The organism is Curtobacterium sp. UNCCL20, from assembly GCF_900101675.1.
Lineage (GTDB): Bacteria > Actinomycetota > Actinomycetes > Actinomycetales > Microbacteriaceae > Curtobacterium.
On the sequence record NZ_FNKG01000002.1, the window covers coordinates 181,569 to 198,194 of the forward strand.

A 16,626-nucleotide genomic window follows, 5' to 3' on the forward strand; every position below is an offset into this window, starting at 1 on the left:
CCTCAGCGCGCGGCCACGAAGCGCGTGCCCGCGATCAGACCGCGTCGACCAGTGCCTGCGCCAGCGGGTGCCACGCCCGCGAGGACGGCCCGCTCAGCACCAGCGTCCGCTCCAGCCGACGGGCCATCGGGATCATGACGAGGTCCGGCGGCAGCATCCCCCTGCCGAGCGTCGGCACGATGGAGACCCCTTCGCCCCGCTGGATCATGCCGAACATCGTGCTCATCTCCCGCACCCGGTGGGCGTACCGGAACGGCTGCCCCTCGAGCTCGTGGAGCCGTTCGATCTGGTACTCGCAGCCGCCGCCACCCGCGACGAGGCCGTCCTCGTGCAGGTCGTCGAGCGTCAGTGCCGGCAGCTCGGCCAACGGGTGGTCGCGGCGCACCACGGCGGCCATCTCGTCCTGCGCGACGACCACACCGCCCGCGGGCACGGGTGTCGGGTCGACGAGCACGGCGGCGTCCACGGTGCCGGCCTCGAGCCACTCGGGCATCTCGTCGTCGTCACCCTCGTAGACCTGCACGTCGACGTCGGGCAGCGTCACCGCCCAGAGCTCGCGGAGCCGCGGCAGGAGGCCCTGGCAGACGGTGGGGACGGCGGCGAGTCGCACGGTGCCGCGCGCCGTCGCGGGCCGGACCACTGCCTCCAGGGCGTCGACCGAGGCGAGCACGCTGCGGGCGTGGGCCAGCAGTCGGTCGCCGAGCGAGGTCGGGAGTGCGGCCGCACCGCGGCGGACGACCGGCCCGCCGACCTCTCGTTCGAGCCCGGCGACGGCGTGCGAGACCGCGGACTGGCCGACGCCGAGCGCGGTGGCCGCGTCGGTGAACGACCCGGCGTCCACGGTGGCGACGAAGGCGCGGAGCTGGGGCAGCGAGACCGCCATGCGTCCTCCTCATGAAGACATGAACCGCATGCGTTTGCCGCATGCGCTGTGGGTGTCGACACTAGGCCACATGAACGCCGTCCTCTACCTCCTCGTCGCCCTCACCTGGGGCTCGAGCTTCCTGTTCGCGAAGATCGGGCTCGACGGGCTCGGACCGCAGCAGGTCGCCACCGTCCGGACCGTGCTCGGAGCCGTGACGCTCGTGGTGATCCTCCTGGCGACCCGGCTTCGCTGGCCGCGGGAGCCGCGTGTGTGGGGGCACCTGCTCGTGGTGTCGGTGTTCCTCAACGCGGTGCCGTCGTCGCTGATGGCCTGGGCGGAGCAGACGGTCCCGTCCGGGCTCGCGAGCATCTACAACGCGACGACGCCGATCATGACGCTGGCGGCGCTCGCCGTGCTCGTCCCGACCGAGAAGCTCCGGGGCCGACAGGTGGTCGGGATCGTGGTCGGCATCGTCGGCGTGCTCGTCCTGGTCGGGCCGTGGGACGTCCTGGGCGACCCGGCGGTGCTGGCGAGCGTCCCCGGGCAGGTCGCGTTGCTCGGGATGACCGCGTGCTACGGCATCGGGCTCGCCTACCTCCGGCGGGTGGCCGTCACCAGTTCGTACGACCCGGTCACGCTCGCCACGGTGCAGCTGACGCTCGCGGCCGGGCTGCTCCTGGCGGTCGCGCCAGTCATCGCCACCGGTCCGGTGCAGTTGGACTGGAGGATCGTGGCTGCGATGGCCGCACTGGGGTGCGTCGGCACGGGGCTGGCCTACGCGTGGAACACCCGGCTGGTGCAGGCGTGGGGCGCGGGTCGCGCGTCGACGGTCACCTACCTGACGCCGGTGGTCGGGGTGGTGCTCGGGGTGCTCGTCCTCGGCGAGCGGGTGCGCTGGAACGAACCGGTGGGTGGACTCGTGGTGCTGCTCGGCATCGCGCTCGCGTCCGGGGTGCTCACCGGCAGCCGACGACCCGGTCGGCGGGGCACCCGTACGCTGGCCGGATGACCCCTCGTCCGGACCGTTCGGTACCGGTCCTGCTGCTGGCGTCGTCCCACCCCGGGCCGACGGTCACCGTGACGGTGCTCGCGGCCGTGATCGCCGCCGCGGTCGGACACCCGCTGTGGCTCGTCGTGCTCGTCGCCCTGACCGTGGTGGCCGGGCAGCTCTCCATCGGGCTGGCGAACGACTGGATCGACGCCGATCGGGATCGTGCGGTGGGTCGATCGGACAAGCCGGTGGCGCAGGGGCTCATCGCGGTGTCGACCGTCCGGGCGGCGGCGTTCGGGACCGCCGTGGCGGCGATCGTTCTCTCCGTGTTCCTCGGCCCGGTCGCGGCTGTGGCGCACACCGTGCTCGTCGCCGCAGGGTGGGCCTACGACGCCGGACTGAAGCGGACGGTGTGGTCCGTCGTGCCGTTCGTCGTCGCGTTCGGGCTGCTCCCGGTCGTGGCGGTGTCAGCCGGGTCGGACGGGCAGTGGCCGGCGTGGTGGGCGCTGGCGACCGGAGCAGTGTTCGGCGTCGCCATCCACTGCACGAACGTCCTGCCGGACCTGGTCGACGACGCCGCCACCGGGGTCCGCGGCTTCCCGCACCGGCTCGGGCTCCGCGGTGCCGGTGCCACCGCGTTCGGGGCGCTCGTCGTCGCGGCGCTGCTCGTGCTCGGCGGGCAGCTGCTCGGGGACGATCCCGTCCGGGGCGGCGGGGTGGCGCTCGCCGTCGTCGGGACACTCGTGGTGGTCGTCCTCGCGGCGCTGGGGATCCGGCTCGTGCTCGCCGGACGAGCCTCGCGGACGCTGTTCCGGCTCGTCATCGCGTCGTCGCTCGTGCTCGTCGTCGAGCTGGGGCTCGCCGGCGCGCGCCTCGTGGCCTGAGCGCGCACCACGAACCGCACTGGCGGAGCGCGGTGACGCGAGCCGTCAGGCCCAGCGCATCGCGTAGACCCTGGCCAGGCCGTGCGCGGTCGGGAGGGACAGGACGGTCCGGAGCAGCGCCTCCCGGCCGGTCGTCGCCAGACCGCGCTGCGGACGGCCGAGCGCCATGTTCACCTCTGCCTGCCGGGCGGCACGCAGGGCGATCACCTGCCGACGACGTGCGTACCGGGGCCACGGACCAGCCGTACCGGTGGCGACCGCGTCGGCGAGGAGCGGCGCGAGCTCGGCGGCGTCGAGCCAGCCGAGGTTCATGCCCTGCCCACCGATCGGGCTGATCTCGTGTGCGGCGTCCCCGACCAGCACCACGCGGCCGACGCCCACCCGGTCCGCTGCTCGTCGTCGGACGCGGAACCCGCTGAGCATCGTGCAGGTCGACGCGTCGAGCGTGACGCCGGTGCGCGCGGCGACGACCGCGGCGAGCCGTGCGGCGAGTGCGGGGTCCGGTCCGGCGGTGGCTGCGGACGGAGCGGGCTCGAACGCCTCGTCGTCCGGCACGACGGCGACGTACCGGCGGCGACCGGACGGTAGCGGGAACGACTCGACGACGCCCGCTGGACCGACGTCGACGAGCGCGGTGCTGCGCGCCCCGGCGTCCTCGGGGTCGGCGAAGTCGCCCATCACGTAGCGGTCCGGGTAGTCACGTCCGGTGGTGCCGATGCCGAGCAGGTCGCGGACGACGCTCCGGGCGCCGTCGGCGCCGACCACGAACGCCGCTCGGACGGACACCTCCTCGCCGTCCGGGCCGGCCCCCGAGGCGTCGACGTGGTCTGCGTGCCGGTCGAGGGCGGTGAGGGTCGTGCCGGTCCGGAGCGCCGCCGGTGCCGACGCCGCGAGCCGTTCGCGGAGCAGCGATTCGGTGCGGTGCTGGTCGAGCGTCGCGACGTAGGGGTGCGTGTCGGATGCGCGGGCGAAGCGGAGCGTGCCGAGGGTGCGTCCGCGGCTCCGTGCGACTCCGGTGCGGACGAGCGTCGCCTCGGCGAGGACCGGTCCGTCCAGCCCGATCGCGGCGAAGGCGTCGAGGGACGGCGGGTGGATGCCGATCGCGCGGGACCCGGCGGGAGGCGTCGCGCGCCGTTCCCAGACGGCGACGTCGATGCCCCGCGCGGCGAGGAGCGCCGCGGCGAAGAGGCCGACGGGGCCGCCCCCGACGACGAGGACGTCGATGCGCTCGGTGGTCACGGTCCGAGCCTACGGACGGGGGCATCCCGGGGGCGGGGGAGTGCGCGAGGTGTCCCGCGTGCAGTCCTTCCCGGCCAGCGAGCCCGGACCCTGTGCGTGGGGGTCAGGCGGCCGCCGCGTCGCGCACGTCGGCGTCGCCCCGCGCCGACCGGTCCGCGGCGACGAGCCGCCGCGCTTCCCGCAGGCGCTTCCGGAGCCGCTCGACGGGCACCTCCACCGCGTACGCAGCGCCGACGGCGACGAGGAGTGCGACCCCGATGAGCCACACCGTTCCCCAGGGGCCGATGGCGAAGGTCCCGAGCAGGGCGATCACGAGCGGGTGCCAGAGGTAGGCCGAGTACGACACCCGCCGGCCGAACCAGGACACCGGCGTCCAGGCGAGCACGGCGGACAGCGGCGACCGCACCGACACCAGGCCGCCGATGAGCAGCGCCGAGATGAGCCCCGTCACCGGCAGCACGACGCCGAACGACCACGCGTGCTGCGTCCAGTCGTCGTCGATCCAGAACTGGACGGCGGTGAGCAGGCCGATCCCCACCCAGGTGGCCGCGTGCCCGGCGATCCCGGCCGCCCGGGTCCGGACGCGTTCGTCGTCGAGCAGCAGCGCGAGCAGACACCCGGTCGCCAACGGCACGACGCCGAGCACGGGCGAGAAGTAGACGTCCGGGGTGGACCCGCCGCCCGGCGTGCGGTAGCTCAGCCAGGACGCCACGGCACCCCCCACGATGACGACGCCGAGCCCCGTCATCAGCCAGCGACGGCGGGCCCGCAGTGCGAACAGCAGCACGAGGACGGGCGGCCAGACGAGGTAGAACTGCTCCTCCATCGACAGGCTCCAGGTGTGCGCGAACACGCCCTGCGTGGTGTCCCAGTACGACCGGAAGAGGTTGCCGGTGTAGCTGAGCGCGATGAAGGCGGCCTCACCGGGCGAGAACGAGGCGCCCTTGTAGTCGCCCACCCAGTTCCACAGGAGCAGCCCGACCACGACCAGGGCGAGGAGTGCCGGGTAGAGGCGGAGGAGCCGCTTGGTCCAGAACGAGCCGAGCCGGATCCGCCCGGTGCGGCGCCGCTCGCCGAGCAGCAGCGTGGAGATGAGGAACCCGGACAGCACGAAGAACACCGTCACGCCGATGAAGCCGCCCTCGAACTGCGGCACGTGCAGGTGGTAGAGGATGACGATCAGGATCGCGATGGTCCGCAGTCCGTCGAGTGCCGGCGCACGGTGCGTCAGCGGCGGGGGCGGAGCCGTTCGTGTACTGCTGCCGTCGGTGTCGGCCGTGGCGGAGGTCCTGCGGGTCCGCTCCGGCGAGAGCGTGGGGGTGGCCACGGACGCCTCCTGCGCGATCAGATCGAGGTGTCACGACCGGGTGGCCGTGACCGGATCGTTACATGATGCTCGCCGATCGTAAGAGGCGTCTCAACGTCCGGGGTGCACCAGCTCCGTCAGGGCGTCGAGCCGTTCTCGGGCGATGGTGGAGAAGGGTCGGTCCTCGCCCGCGGTGATCCACTGGGCGAACGACAGGTGGAAGACGGTCACCGCGGTCTCGGCGGTGATCGTCGCGACGGGTTCGGCGACACCGCGGTCGCGGAACACCTCGCCGAGCCGGACCTTGAGCGACGCCAGCTTGCCGAGTTCGCGTTCCCCGAGTGCCGGGTTCGCGTCGATGATGCCCTGCCGAGCCCGTGACCAGGCGCGGCGTTCCTCGGGGAAGAACCCGCCGGCGGACTCCAGGGCGACGCGGACGAGTCCGAACGGTGGCGCCTCGGCCGGGGCTGCCTCGATCGGGCCGGTGAACACGCCGACGAAGTCGTCCTGCCCGGCGAACAGGACCTCGCGCTTGTCGGTGAAGTGCCGGAAGAAGGTGCGCTCGGTGACCTCGGCCGCGGCGGCGATCTCGGCGACCGTCGTCTGGTCGTAGCCCTGGGACGCGAAGAGCTGCAGGGCGGTCGCCTGCAGTCGTTCACGAGTTCCGGGTTGCCATCGGCCCATGCGAGGAGTCTACTGATCCGGACGTGTTGATGACAGCGGCTGACATGGAGTGCTACGGTGATGTCAGTTCATGACATCACGCCGTGGACACCTGCGAAAGGAACGCACATGCACGTGTTCGTCACCGGGGCCTCCGGCTGGATCGGGTCCCACACCGTCGACGACCTCCTCGCCGCCGGGCACACCGTCACCGGCCTCGCCCGTTCCGACGCCTCGGCCGCAGCGCTGCAGGCGAAGGGCGCCGCCGTCCTCCGCGGGGACCTCGACGACCTCGACACCATCCGCCGCGGTGCCGCCGAGGCCGAGGGCGTCCTGCACCTCGCCAACAAGCACGACTGGGCGAACGCCGCGGCCACCAACGCGAGTGAGCGCGGCGCCGTCGAGGCCATCGCCGAGGCGCTCGTCGGCTCCGATCGGCCGTTCGTCCTGGCCTCGGGCGTCGCCGGCCTCGCCCAGGGCCGTCCGTCGAACGAGTCGGACCCGAACCCCTTCGTCGGCCCGGACAGCATGCGCGGTGGCAGCGAGAACCGCGGCTTCGACTTCGTCGACCAGGGCGTCCGGACCATCGCCGCCCGGTTCAGCCCGACCACCCACGGCATCGGCGACCACGGTTTCATCAAGGTCATCGCCGACGCGGCTCGGGAGCGGGGCGTCTCCGGCTACGTCGGCGAGGGCACCAACAGCTGGGCCGCCGTGCACGTCACGGACGCCGCACGACTCGTGCGGCTCGGACTCGAGCAGGCCCCCGCGGGTTCACGCCTGCACGCCGTCGCCGAGACCGCGATCCCGACGCGGGCGATCGCCGAGGCCATCGGCGAGGGCCTCGGGCTGCCCGTGACCTCGATCGACCCGGCCGACGCGGTGGCGCACTTCGGCTTCATCGGGCAGTTCTTCGGCATGGAGATGTCGGCGACCTCGGACGAGACCCGCAAACTGCTCGGCTGGGAGCCCACCGGCCCCGGTCTCCTCGAGGACATCGCCGCCGGCGCGTACTTCGACGTCCGCGTCGCCTAGCGAGGCAGGCGCGGCGCCGGCGGCTGCCGCGACGACGACGGCTGCCGCGGCGCCGACCCGGAACGACACGACCGACGTCGTACGACATCGGTCGTGTCGTTCGTTGCGTGCGCCGGAAGCCGCGCCCAGGAACGAACGACATCGTCGCTGTCGAACGACAGCGACGATGTCGTTCCGCGTCAGCACGCGCGAGCTGCGCCGGTCCGGACCACCCCGACACGAGCGCCCCCGTCGCGAACGCCCCCAACACGAACGCCCCCGAGCGAACGCCCGAGCGACCGCGCCCTACTCCGCCTTCTGCAGCTGCCAGGGGTCGGGCTCGCGGTCCCCGTTCGGCCGCACCGGCCGGACGTCGCCCACGATCGGGATCGACCGCTTCCGCATGAACCACAGGTAGCGCACGAAGAAGTGCGACAGCGTCGACAGCCGGTTCCCGTTGCCGAGCAGCGAGGCGATGTGCACGCCGACCCAGGCCAGCCACGCGATCGGCCCGACGAGTGTGATGCCGCCCCGGAGCTGCGCGACCGCCGCGTTCGTGCCGATCGTCGCCATCGTGCCCTTGTCGAAGTACTTGAAGAGCTCGGTCGGCTTGCCCTCGATCAGCCGTACGACCTGCCGCGCCGAGTGGCGTCCGCCCTGCAGCGCCGGCTGCGCGAGCTGGGCGAGCGCGTCGTCCTGCGCCGCGATGTCGCCCGCGGAGAAGATCCGCTCGACACCCTTCACGCTGAGGTCGTCGTTCACCTGGATGCGTCCGCCGTGGGTCTGCGGCAGGCCCCAGCCCGCGACCTCCTTGTGGGCGGCGACGCCGGTCGCCCAGATGACCTGCGACGCGGGGATGAACTCGCCCTCGGCGGTCATCACGCCGTCGCGCTTCACCTCGGAGACACCGGTGTTGAGTCGCAGCACGACGCCGCGCTTCCGGAGGATCTTGGCCGCGTACCGCCGCAGGCGCGGGGCGAACGGCTTGAGCAGCTCGCCGCTGCGGTGCACGAGGGTGATCGAGATGTTGCCGCGCTCGATCTCCGGGTAGGCGCCGACGAGCGCCTGGTCGCGGAGCTCGGCGAGTGCGCCGGCCATCTCCACGCCCGTCGCGCCGCCGCCGACGATGACGATCTTGATCTCGTCCGGGCCCTGGTTCGCCGCTGCTTCCTCGAGCCGGGTGAACAGCTCGTCACGGATGCGGAGCGCCTGGGAGCGGGAGTACATCGAGTACGCGTACTCGTACGCCCCGGGGGTCCCGAAGTAGCTCGTGTTCACGCCGTTGGCGAGGATCAGGTAGTCGTAGTGCAGGTGCTCACCGTCGGACATCTCGGCGATCCGCTCGTCGGTCTTGATGCCGGTGAGCAGGCCGTGCCGGAACTCGGCGTTGCTCTGCTTCGCGCGGAGGCTGCGGAGGAAGTACGTCACGTCGCCGGCGTTCAGGCCGCCCGTCGCCACCTGGTACATGAGCGGCTGGAACATGTTGTAGACGTGGCGGTCGACCAGGGTCACCCGGACCGGCGCGTCGGCGAGTTCGCGCATCGCGGCGACACCGGCGAATCCACCGCCGACGATGACGACGTGCGGGCGGGTGTCCTGGGGCATGCTGACTCCGGCTTCCTCTGGTGCTGAGATGGTCACCTCAGAGGGTACGCGCGGTTCGCCCACGCCTGGTTCACAGGCCTGGCCTGGAGGCGCGGCTGGGCTCCGTCAGGCGTCGAGCCTCGCGTAGGTGCTCACGACGTTCCCCTTGCTCGTCACCATGCTGTCGACCAGACGGAGGCGCGTGGGCGGGTCGGTGGGCTCGAACAGCTTGCGTCCGGCACCGGCGATCGCGGGGTGCACCATGAGCTGCAGCTCGTCGAGGAGTCCGGCGAACAGCAGGTGGCGGACGACGGTGATGCTGCCGCACACGGCGATGTCCGCGCCCTCGCCTGCCTGCAGCTCGCGCACGAACGTGTCGAGGTCGCCGGTGATGCGCGTGCTGTTCTCCCACGCGAGGTCGTCACCGAGGGTGGTGGAGGCGACGTACTTCGGAAGCGGGTTGATCCACTGGCCGAAGCCGTCCTCGGGGTGGGCGGGCCACCACTCGGCCCACTCGAGGTAGCTGTTCTTCCCGAGGAGGACGGTGTCGGTGCGGGCCATGAAGGCACCCATGCCGGCTCCGAGTTCGTCGTCGAAGGAGTCGTACTGGAAGTTGTACGGGTCCTGCACGACGCCGTCGAACGACGCGAACAGCCCTGCCGTCACCTTGCGCATGGTCGGAGCGTAGCGCTCAGCTGTTCGAGGAGGAACCGCTCGAGTCGGATCCGGTTCCGGAGCCCGTGCCGGTCCCGGTGCCGGTGCCGCCCTGGGTGCCGCTGCCCGGGAACTGCCCGGTCCCGCCGCCGGGGAACCGGTTCGTGCCGCCGCCCGTGCCGGGCAGCTGGGTCGTCGACTGGCTCGCGCCACCGATCGCGTGGCCGACCGCGAACCCGATGCCCCCGCCCGCGAGCAGCGCCGCCAGGCCGACGGACACCAGGACCACCGGCCAGAACCACGGCGGCTTCGGACCCCGGCGCTTCGCGGTGGCCGCCGCGCCGTACCAGGGTGTGGCTCCGTTCGGCTGGCCCGGCTGCCAACTGTTCCAGACCGGTGCCGCCGGGGGTGCCGGGGTGTCGAGGGTCGCGGTGGAGGTCGGCGTCGGTGCCGCTCCCCAGCCGGCGGGGGCGTGCTGTTCGGAGCGCTCCGGGCGGTCCGAGGGGTTCGTGGGGGTGCTGTCGGTCATGGCACGAGTGCACACCGCTTCCCTATGTGCCCACGATGACGACGCTGACGCGTGACTGTGCAGGCGGCGGCGTGCAGGGCGTCCCGCGTAGCCTCACGGTGTGCGCGCCAAGGTCGAGACCGTCCGAGTCCAGGGGCTGCCCGTCCGGCTGCACACACTCGCGCCAGCCGGCCGGGTCCACGACGGGCTCGCGCCGACGATCGTCCTCGTGCACGGCATCGGGATGTCGCACCGCTCGTTCCACCGGTCGCAGCGGGTGCTCGCCGCGTCCCACCGCACCGTGAGCGTCGACCTCCCCGGGTTCGGCGGGCTGCCGGTCGCCGGACGCCGGCTGTCGATGGAGGAGCTCGGTGACCTCGTCGTCGAGGCCGTGCGGTCCCGCGGCGCCGGGGACCTCGTCCTGGTCGGGCAGTCGATGGGCACCCAGGTGGTCGCCGAAGCCGCCCGACGACACCCGGACGTGGTCGACTCCGTCGTCCTCATCGGCCCCGTGGTCGCCCAGCGCCGACGTTCCCTGCTGCTGCAGGCCACCGACCTCGCGCGGGACTGCCTGGTGGAGGGGACCCGGATGAACGCCGTCCTCACGACCGACTACCTGCGGAGCGTCCCCCAGTACGTGCGTGAGCTCCGACCGATGCTCCGGCACCGGCTCGAGGCCACCCTCCCGCACGTCGCCCAGCCGGTCCTGGTCGTCCGCGGCACGCAGGACCCGATCGCCCGGCACGACTGGTGCGCTCGACTCGCGAGCGTCGCTCCCCGGGGCGCCTTCGTCGAGCTCCCCGGACCGCACCACGTCCAGGAGCGCCAACCGGTGGCGTTCGCCCAGCTCGTCGGCGAGCTCCGCCGCGTCCAGACGCTGGAGGGCACGGTCCCGGAGGCCCGGCGATGACGGACGCGACCGCGTCGGAGACCGGGCCGATGCGCGCGGACCGCACCGCGCCTCCCGTCCGGATCTCCCTGTCCCGACGCGCGTGGTGGGCCGCACTCGACTGGTGGTACGCGGCCAGGTGGCAGCTGCGGAGCCTCGGCCCGACCACAGCCGACGACTACCGGAGCGGCGAGGGCCAACCCGTCGTCGTCATCCCCGGCGTCTACGAGACGTGGCACTTCATGCGGCCGTTGATGGACGCCCTCCACGACCGTGGACACCCGGTCCACGTGCTCGCGTCCCTGCGTCACAACCTCCGGCCGGTGCCCGAGTCGGCGGAGAACGTGCTCGGGTACCTCCGGGAGCACGACCTGCACGACGTCCTCGTCGTGGCGCACAGCAAGGGCGGGCTGATCGGCAAGTACGCGATGACCCGGCTCGACGACCACGACCGGATCGACCGGATGGTGGCGGTCTCGACCCCGTTCGCCGGCTCCGGGTACGCGCGCCTCGCGCCGGTGCGGCACCTGCGGGTGTTCCGGGCGAGTGACCCGGTGCTGGCCGGGCTGGCCCGGGAGCTCGACGCCAACGCCCGGATCACGTCGGTGTACGGGGTGTTCGACACGCTCATCCCGGAGGGCAGTGCGCTCGCCGGGGCCACGAACGTGCGGCTGCCCGTCGGTGGGCACTTCCGGATCCTCGGCGACGCGCGGACCCGGGCCGCGGTGCTGGCCGCCGCCGACGCGTCGGCCGGCGGCCGCGGCGCGGGGCGAGACTCGGCCTGAGCGACAGAATCCGCGCCGAACGGCCCGAGAACTGTCGCCCAGCGCGAGACTCGGGCACGGGTCCCGGGGCCGGCCCGGGGGGCAGGGCCCGCGGGCCGGCTCAGCGCCGGGCGGTACTGGCCCGCGAGACGATCCGGTGCGGGATCACGACCGTCTCCGGCAGCGCCTCCCGGTCCTCGATGCGCCGGGTGAGCAGGTCGAGCGCCGCTGTCGCGAACGCCCGCCGGTCGAACGACACCGTGCTGAGCGCCGGGATCGCGTACGCCGCACCGTCCACGTCGTCGAACCCGATGACGCTCACCTGCTCGGGCACCCGGACACCCCGGGAGGCGAGGACGTGCAGGACCCCGAACGCGATCGAGTCCGTGAACGCGAACACGGCGTCGGGCAGCGGGTGCGCGTCGAGCCACGCCGCGAACCCCGTGGCCGCCGCACGCGTCGTCCACGCGGGCAGCGGCACCCGGAGCGACGGGTCCCGCTCGATGCCGGCCGCTGCGAGCCCCGCGGCGTACCCGGCTTCCCGGAGCTCGCTCGTCGCCGTGGCTCCCTCGGCCAGGGCGGCGCCGACGATCGCGATCCGCCGGTGCCCGAGCGACACCAGGTGCGCGGTGACCTGCTCGGCCGCGGCGCGGCTGTCGACGTGCACCTGGTCGACGTGCTCGGGTTCGACCTCGCCGATCACGACGGTCGGGGGCAGCCCCTCGGCGGACGCGAGGACGCTCCCGCTGAGCGAGGTCGGGTTGAGCACCAGTCCGTCGACGAGGTGGGCGCGGGCGCGGGAGACCAGTTCCTGCTCGCGCGCGGGGTCGCTGCCGGTCTGGTCGAGCTGCACGGTCCACCCGCGCTCACGGGCGAGTTCGACGAACCACTGCGCGAGTTCGGCGGAGTACGCGCTCGCCATCTCCGGGAGCGTCAACGCGATCGCGCCGGACCGGCCGTTCCGCAGTCCGCGGGCGGACAGGTTCGGCACGTAGTCGAGTTGCGCGAGCGCGTGTTCGACACGGGACCGGGTCTCGGGGCGCACGACCACGCCACCGTTGACGACGTTGGAGACGGTCTTCGGCGACACCCCGGCGAGGGCCGCGACGTCCCGCACGGTTGCACGCATCGGCACGAGCGTAGCGCGGGCCAGGAGCGCTCAGGAGCGCTCAGGGGCGCAGGTACCGGTGCACGTGCGTGATGTACGGCACCGACACCGTCGCCCCGGCGGTCGCGGGGTCGGAGTCGAGCAGGTCGGCCACGTCACGGAGCACGGCGGCGCGCTCGGCCTCGGGTCGGACGATGACGTAGCTGCGGGAGGCGATCATGTCGAGCAGGTCCGATCGGGACTGCTCGTGCACCCAGCGGAACTGCTCGTACGTGCCGCCGTCGTCGAACGGTGCGCCGACCACGGGCGCCGCGTAGTCCATAACGAGGGACTCCGGGCGCTTGACGACCTCGCCGAGGCGCTTCGCCCACGGCAGGCTCTCGTCGCGGACGTTCCAGACCAGACCGAGCACGCCGCCGGGCCGCAGGACGCGCGCGACCTCGGTGGCGCCGCGTCGGGGGTCGACCCAGTGCCAGGCCTGCGCGAACGTCACCACGTCGGCGGAGCCGTCCGCGAGGGGGATCGCCTCACCGGTGCCGTCGAGTGCCCGCACGTCCGGCAGCACCGTCGTCAGTCGGTCGCGCATCGCGGCGTCCGGTTCGACGGCGACGACCTCGGTCGCACGTCCGACGAGGGTCCGGGTGAACTTCCCGGTGCCGGCACCGACGTCGACGACGCGCTGCGTCCCGTCCGGGACCAGCCACGCGGCGACCTCGTCCGGGTAGCCGGGGCGACCACGCTCGTAGGCGTCGGCCGCCGCTCCGAAGGACTGCGCGTGCTGATCGAACGTCATGCGCCCAGCATGCACCGACCGGTCACGCGTCGGCCTGGAGGCGCGTGGCGGCGCCGGGACGCGCCTCCAGGCCGACCCGTGGTGACGAGCACGGCGGGGCCGACCCCGGACATCACGCCCGCGTGACGGGCACCGTCAGACCGGTCCGCACCGACTCCTGCGCGGCGAGCACGATCGACAGCGTCCGCAGCCCGACGCCCACGTCCGGCTGGGGCTGCTCGCCGGACCGGACCGCGTCGAGGAAGGTGCGGAGCATCGCGACGTCGGGGTCGGCGCCGTACCGGAGTTCGATCGGTCGGCCGCCCACCGCGTCGAGACCACGGGCGGCAGCCCCGAAGAAGTCGGCGGACACGGTGCCGCCGGTCCCCGCGACGTCGAGCGTCAGGCCGCCCCAGACCGGCGAGGTGTCCGGCCGGCTCCACGAGCAGTCGATCGCCGCGATCATCCCCGTGTCGTAGGTCACCGTCACGAGTCCCGCGGTCTCGGCGCAGGCGCGGTCGGCGTGCAGGACCCGGTTCGTGACCGCGGTGACGGAGGTCGGTGTCGCCCCGGTCAGCCCGTCGAGCAGGTCCGCGATGTGCACCACGTGATCGACGAGGGCGCCGCCGCCGCTCAGTGCCGGGTCGGTGAACCAGTCGCGCGTGAGCGGCAGCATGCCGTTGTTCGCGCCGCGCACCGCGAACACCGTGCCGAGCGCTCCGGAGTCGTGGGTGGCGCGCAGCCGCTCGAACGCCGAGGCGAAGCGCACCGGGAACGCCATCATGAGCAGGACCCCGGCGCGCGCGACGGCGTCGCGGATGGCGAGGCCGTCCTGCCACGACGTGGCGAGCGGCTTCTCGCAGAGCACGTGCGCCCCGGCTGCGGCCGCGAGCTCGACGAGTTCGCGGTGCCGGGCGTTCTCGCTCGTCACCACGACGGCGTCGGGACCCCAGGCGAGCAGGGCCTCGTACGAGTCGGCGTACTCGACGCCGAGCGCCGCGGCGAGGTCCGCGCCCCGCAGCTCCCCGACGGCCGTGCCGGTCGAGGTCCCGTCCGGGTCGGCGCCGCGTACCTCGACGTCGGGCATCGCCGCGAGGGCGGCCAGGTACCCGATCGCGTGCGTGTGGGCGAACGACAGCACTCCGACCTTGATCGTCACAGCGACACCTCCACGGGCTGGCCGGACTCGATGGACGCCAGCGCCGCGTTGGCGATCCGCACCGCGACGGCACCGTCCGCGGCCGTCACGCGGGGGAGCGGGCCGCCGTCGAACGCGGCGACGAAGTCCGCGAGCTCCATCGCGTACGGGTCCTCCGCCGGGTCGACCGCGGGGAGGAACCCGTCCACTTCGGCGGGGGAGGCGAGGTCGCTGCGCACCGGTTCCTCGGCCGCGGACGAGTGCGACAGACTGCCGAGCGTCCCGGTCACCGAGTACTCCGTCGTGAACGCCAGGTGCTGCGGCCCCCAGAGCCCGGCGACGTGGCTGATCGCCCCCGACGCGTGGGTCAGGAGCACGTGCGCGGCCTCGACCGGGTGCTCGTCGTCGCCGGTGCGCACCGTCACCGCGGAGACGCGGACGACCTCGCCCGCCACCCACCGGGCGATGTCGAGGTCGTGGATCATCTGGTCCATCACGATGCCCCCGGACTGCGTCCGGTCGCCGAACCACGCCACACGCGTGGGGAACGCGCCCGAACGCGAGAACCGCAGGACCGCCAGGTCGCCCAGGAGGCCCGTGGTCACGGCATCGTGCAGGCGTGCGTACGCGGGGAACCAGCGCACCACGTGGGCAGGGTAGAGCTGCAGGCCCGCGTCCGCCGCACGGGCGACGAGGTCCGCGGCATCCGCATCGGTCCGGGCGAGCGGCTTCTCGGACACGACGTGCTTCCCGGCCGCGAGCGCTGCCCGGACCACCTCGGCGTGCACGGGGGTCGGGACGACCACGTCGACGACGTCGACCTCTCGGAGCAGTTCGTCGAGGGAGTCGGCGACCGTGATCGTGCTGCCGACCGCCGCCGCTTCGTCCGCGAACGTCTCCGCGAGGGCACGCGCACCGTCCTGCGAGTGCACCACCACGTCCCCGAGGCGGAGGAGACCCGGAACGTGGGCGACCGCGATGCCGCCGGCGCCGACGAGGCCGATGCGTCTGCGGGGCGTGGGCGTCGACTGCGGCGTCATGGGTCCAGCGTAGGAGACGACGCGGCCGGCCCGGCCGGATCCGCCATCTGCGGAACGGAAGCACAGCGCCCGGCCTGCCGGACCATGCGGCGCTCCCGCACGCCGCCGTCGAGCTGCTCGGCGCCGTCGAAGGCGAACCCGTGCTTCCGGTAGAACGCCTGGGCGCGGGGGTTCGGGTCGGCGACCCAGAGCACGGCGCGCGCGTCGGGATCGATCACGGCGTCGAGCAGCGCGCTGCCTCCGCCGGAGCCGTGGTGCCCGTCGAGCAGGTAGAGGACGTACACCTGCACACCCTCGGCGTCGTCGTCCACGGCGGGGCCGGACATCGCGATCCCGACGACCTCGCCCTCGTGCTCGGCGACGGCGCACCGGTTCCGGGCGAACCGTTCGTCCGTGAGCGCGGCGGTCCAGAAGTCCTCGCGGCGTCCGACGAAGCCGGGGTCGTCCAGCACCGCGTCCGGCATCAGCCCGCGGTACGTCGACCTCCAGGACGCCACGTGGACGCGCGCCATCGCCGCCGCGTCGCCCACCCGTGCACCGCGGACCGTCACCGCAGCCACGTCGGCTCCGCGAACAGGGCCTCGAGCTCGTCGAGGAGCCGCGAGGCGTGGAACCCGTCGGCGGCCGCGTGGTTGACCTGCATCGCCACCGGCACCACCGTCCGGTCCCCGACGGTCCGGTACCCGCCGAGCGTGATGATCGGCATGAGGTGGTCGTACCCGTCGCGGACGTGCAGCGCGAACCCCGTGAACGACGTCCGCGGCAGGGTCGACACGTCGAACACGTTCCGCGGGCGGTCGTCCTGCGGGAACATCCGGACGTCGTCGCGGTACTGCTCCATCGTGGCGAGTGCCGCGTCGTGGAACCACCGGAAGTCCTCGTCGAACGGCAGCACGAGCGCCGAGAACGTCTCGGTCTCCGGGTGGAACACCGTCACCATCGGGTGCACCACGTCCCACACCGCGGGGGAGCCGTCGCCCCGGAGCTGCATCCGGAACTCGGGGTGACGGTTCACCACGGTGGCGATCGCCCAGATCTGCGAGGCGTACGTCTTCGCGTCGCTCGCACGGACGGCCGCGACGAACGCCGTCACGTCGAGGTCCACGGTCACCTCGAACGTGCACTGCACCCGCTCCCGGTAGTGCGCGAAGTGCTCCCGCCTCGGCCACTGGTCCACGTCGATCGCCCGGAGCTCCGTCATGGCCTC

Annotated in this window: 18 protein-coding genes; 5 read left to right on the top strand and 13 right to left on the bottom strand. The window is 73.2% G+C overall.

The annotated features are described in order from the left end of the window. Window positions 1-34 precede the first annotated feature (34 nt). Window positions 35-883, bottom strand: coding sequence for a LysR family transcriptional regulator (locus BLT36_RS10185; protein WP_092094868.1), 849 nt, complete (start codon window positions 881-883; stop codon window positions 35-37). A 70-nt stretch (window positions 884-953) separates the two neighbouring features. Between BLT36_RS10185 and BLT36_RS10190 the strand changes: the two genes are divergently transcribed. Together BLT36_RS10190 and BLT36_RS10195 are read left to right on the top strand one after the other, a co-directional pair. Then, window positions 954-1,874: a DMT family transporter gene (locus BLT36_RS10190; protein WP_092094870.1), complete on the top strand. Its 921-nt coding sequence runs from the start codon at window positions 954-956 to the stop codon at window positions 1,872-1,874. Continuing rightward, a complete protein-coding gene (locus BLT36_RS10195) occupies window positions 1,871-2,740 on the top strand; it encodes a UbiA family prenyltransferase (RefSeq protein ID WP_092094872.1) in 870 nt (289 codons plus the stop codon). Before BLT36_RS10190 ends, BLT36_RS10195 begins: the two co-directional genes overlap by 4 nt. A gap of 45 nt (window positions 2,741-2,785) precedes the next feature. Here BLT36_RS10195 and BLT36_RS10200 read toward each other — a convergent pair whose 3' ends face one another. The 3 genes from BLT36_RS10200 to BLT36_RS10210 all read right to left on the bottom strand — a co-directional run bounded on the left by BLT36_RS10200 (window position 2,786) and on the right by BLT36_RS10210 (window position 5,969). Beyond that, window positions 2,786-3,979: an FAD-dependent oxidoreductase gene (locus BLT36_RS10200; RefSeq protein ID WP_092094874.1), complete on the bottom strand. Its 1,194-nt coding sequence runs from the start codon at window positions 3,977-3,979 to the stop codon at window positions 2,786-2,788. A gap of 103 nt (window positions 3,980-4,082) precedes the next feature. Further along, entirely contained in the window at window positions 4,083-5,306 is a 1,224-nt protein-coding gene (locus BLT36_RS10205) for an acyltransferase family protein (protein WP_175529597.1), read from the bottom strand. 90 nt (window positions 5,307-5,396) lie between these two features. Next, window positions 5,397-5,969 carry a TetR/AcrR family transcriptional regulator gene (locus tag BLT36_RS10210; RefSeq protein ID WP_092094878.1) on the bottom strand — a complete coding sequence of 191 codons (573 nt, stop codon included), beginning with the start codon at window positions 5,967-5,969 and terminating at the stop codon, window positions 5,397-5,399. A gap of 108 nt (window positions 5,970-6,077) precedes the next feature. Between BLT36_RS10210 and BLT36_RS10215 the strand changes: the two genes are divergently transcribed. Then, window positions 6,078-6,983, top strand: a complete 906-nt coding sequence (locus BLT36_RS10215; protein ID WP_092094880.1) for an SDR family oxidoreductase — start codon at window positions 6,078-6,080, stop codon at window positions 6,981-6,983. A 285-nt stretch (window positions 6,984-7,268) separates the two neighbouring features. On the opposite strand, the gene BLT36_RS10220 is transcribed toward BLT36_RS10215, so the two are convergent. The 3 genes from BLT36_RS10220 to BLT36_RS10230 form a co-directional block, all read right to left on the bottom strand. Further along, window positions 7,269-8,567: an NAD(P)/FAD-dependent oxidoreductase gene (locus BLT36_RS10220; protein WP_092094882.1), complete on the bottom strand. Its 1,299-nt coding sequence runs from the start codon at window positions 8,565-8,567 to the stop codon at window positions 7,269-7,271. Window positions 8,568-8,672: 105 nt separating this feature from the next. Continuing rightward, window positions 8,673-9,221, bottom strand: coding sequence for a dihydrofolate reductase family protein (locus BLT36_RS10225; RefSeq protein WP_092094884.1), 549 nt, complete (start codon window positions 9,219-9,221; stop codon window positions 8,673-8,675). A gap of 16 nt (window positions 9,222-9,237) precedes the next feature. Continuing rightward, window positions 9,238-9,729: a hypothetical protein gene (locus tag BLT36_RS10230; RefSeq protein ID WP_092094886.1), complete on the bottom strand. Its 492-nt coding sequence runs from the start codon at window positions 9,727-9,729 to the stop codon at window positions 9,238-9,240. Between the two features lie 100 nt (window positions 9,730-9,829). On the opposite strand from BLT36_RS10230, the gene BLT36_RS10235 reads away from it, so the two are divergent. Then, window positions 9,830-10,618: an alpha/beta fold hydrolase gene (locus BLT36_RS10235; RefSeq protein WP_092094888.1), complete on the top strand. Its 789-nt coding sequence runs from the start codon at window positions 9,830-9,832 to the stop codon at window positions 10,616-10,618. Further along, window positions 10,615-11,382 carry an esterase/lipase family protein gene (locus BLT36_RS10240; protein WP_368086372.1) on the top strand — a complete coding sequence of 256 codons (768 nt, stop codon included), beginning with the start codon at window positions 10,615-10,617 and terminating at the stop codon, window positions 11,380-11,382. The genes BLT36_RS10235 and BLT36_RS10240 overlap by 4 nt, the downstream gene beginning before the upstream one ends. Window positions 11,383-11,482: 100 nt before the next feature. Here the strand turns inward: BLT36_RS10240 and BLT36_RS10245 are convergent, their stop codons facing one another. The 6 genes from BLT36_RS10245 to BLT36_RS10270 all read right to left on the bottom strand — a co-directional run bounded on the left by BLT36_RS10245 (window position 11,483) and on the right by BLT36_RS10270 (window position 16,620). After that, window positions 11,483-12,490 carry a LacI family DNA-binding transcriptional regulator gene (locus BLT36_RS10245; RefSeq protein WP_092094890.1) on the bottom strand — a complete coding sequence of 336 codons (1,008 nt, stop codon included), beginning with the start codon at window positions 12,488-12,490 and terminating at the stop codon, window positions 11,483-11,485. Between the two features lie 40 nt (window positions 12,491-12,530). Beyond that, complete coding sequence (locus BLT36_RS10250; RefSeq protein WP_092094892.1) at window positions 12,531-13,262, bottom strand: class I SAM-dependent methyltransferase; 732 nt, start codon at window positions 13,260-13,262, stop codon at window positions 12,531-12,533. A 112-nt stretch (window positions 13,263-13,374) separates the two neighbouring features. Next, entirely contained in the window at window positions 13,375-14,400 is a 1,026-nt protein-coding gene (locus BLT36_RS10255) for a Gfo/Idh/MocA family protein (protein WP_092094894.1), read from the bottom strand. Continuing rightward, a complete protein-coding gene (locus BLT36_RS10260; RefSeq protein ID WP_092094896.1) occupies window positions 14,397-15,419 on the bottom strand; it encodes a Gfo/Idh/MocA family protein in 1,023 nt (340 codons plus the stop codon). Before BLT36_RS10260 ends, BLT36_RS10255 begins: the two co-directional genes overlap by 4 nt. Continuing rightward, on the bottom strand, window positions 15,416-15,979 hold the full coding sequence (locus BLT36_RS10265; RefSeq protein ID WP_254787551.1) for a GNAT family N-acetyltransferase: 564 nt from the start codon (window positions 15,977-15,979) through the stop codon (window positions 15,416-15,418). The genes BLT36_RS10260 and BLT36_RS10265 overlap by 4 nt, the downstream gene beginning before the upstream one ends. Beyond that, window positions 15,967-16,620, bottom strand: a complete 654-nt coding sequence (locus BLT36_RS10270) for a CatA-like O-acetyltransferase (protein WP_092094898.1) — start codon at window positions 16,618-16,620, stop codon at window positions 15,967-15,969. Before BLT36_RS10270 ends, BLT36_RS10265 begins: the two co-directional genes overlap by 13 nt. Between the last annotated feature and the right edge of the window lie 6 nt (window positions 16,621-16,626).

Excerpts from the sequence above, each read along its gene's own strand:
- BLT36_RS10185 (WP_092094868.1), bottom strand. The coding sequence starts at position 883 with ATGGCGGTCTCGCTGCCCCAGCTCCGCGCCTTCGTCGCCACCGTGGAC.
- BLT36_RS10190 (WP_092094870.1), top strand. The coding sequence starts at position 954 with ATGAACGCCGTCCTCTACCTCCTCGTCGCCCTCACCTGGGGCTCGAGC.
- BLT36_RS10195 (WP_092094872.1), top strand. The coding sequence starts at position 1,871 with ATGACCCCTCGTCCGGACCGTTCGGTACCGGTCCTGCTGCTGGCGTCG.
- BLT36_RS10210 (WP_092094878.1), bottom strand. The coding sequence starts at position 5,969 with ATGGGCCGATGGCAACCCGGAACTCGTGAACGACTGCAGGCGACCGCC.
- BLT36_RS10215 (WP_092094880.1), top strand. The coding sequence starts at position 6,078 with ATGCACGTGTTCGTCACCGGGGCCTCCGGCTGGATCGGGTCCCACACC.
- BLT36_RS10220 (WP_092094882.1), bottom strand. The coding sequence starts at position 8,567 with ATGCCCCAGGACACCCGCCCGCACGTCGTCATCGTCGGCGGTGGATTC.
- BLT36_RS10225 (WP_092094884.1), bottom strand. The coding sequence starts at position 9,221 with ATGCGCAAGGTGACGGCAGGGCTGTTCGCGTCGTTCGACGGCGTCGTG.
- BLT36_RS10230 (WP_092094886.1), bottom strand. The coding sequence starts at position 9,729 with ATGACCGACAGCACCCCCACGAACCCCTCGGACCGCCCGGAGCGCTCC.
- BLT36_RS10240 (WP_368086372.1), top strand. The coding sequence starts at position 10,615 with ATGACGGACGCGACCGCGTCGGAGACCGGGCCGATGCGCGCGGACCGC.
- BLT36_RS10245 (WP_092094890.1), bottom strand. The coding sequence starts at position 12,490 with ATGCGTGCAACCGTGCGGGACGTCGCGGCCCTCGCCGGGGTGTCGCCG.
- BLT36_RS10250 (WP_092094892.1), bottom strand. The coding sequence starts at position 13,262 with ATGACGTTCGATCAGCACGCGCAGTCCTTCGGAGCGGCGGCCGACGCC.
- BLT36_RS10260 (WP_092094896.1), bottom strand. The coding sequence starts at position 15,419 with ATGACGCCGCAGTCGACGCCCACGCCCCGCAGACGCATCGGCCTCGTC.
- BLT36_RS10270 (WP_092094898.1), bottom strand. The coding sequence starts at position 16,620 with ATGACGGAGCTCCGGGCGATCGACGTGGACCAGTGGCCGAGGCGGGAG.